Annotated in this window: 1 protein-coding gene; it reads left to right on the top strand. The window is 25.4% G+C overall.

Annotated elements, in window-relative coordinates:
- Positions 1-21: 21 nt before the first annotated feature.
- The coding region (locus AVBRAN9331_RS09825; protein ID WP_336612940.1) for a YgjP-like metallopeptidase domain-containing protein at positions 22-287 on the top strand (266 nt) is incomplete at its 3' end.

Below are 287 nucleotides of genomic sequence, written 5' to 3'. Positions count from 1 at the left end.
TTAAAAATCACTAAAAAGCGGGTGAAAAATATTATTATAAAAGTTCGTGAGATTGGGCTTGTTGAAGTAGTATCGCCTTATTTTATAAGTAGAGCAAAAATTGATGAGATTTTAAGACTTAAAAAAGATTGGATAGAACAAAGATTAAACGAGCTTAAAACTACTAAAAAAGCAGAGCTTTTGAGTGGTAATTTTGTATTGTTTTTAGGACGAAAATATATTTTAGAATTTGATTTAGGAATTTCAAAAAATGTAGAAATTCACAATGATAAAATCATTTTAAAATG

This window comes from Campylobacter sp. RM9331 (genome assembly GCF_020137685.1).
GTDB lineage: Bacteria > Campylobacterota > Campylobacteria > Campylobacterales > Campylobacteraceae > Campylobacter_E.
Note: the sequence above shows the minus strand (reverse complement) of the source record. Positions and strands in the feature narration are given on the sequence as shown.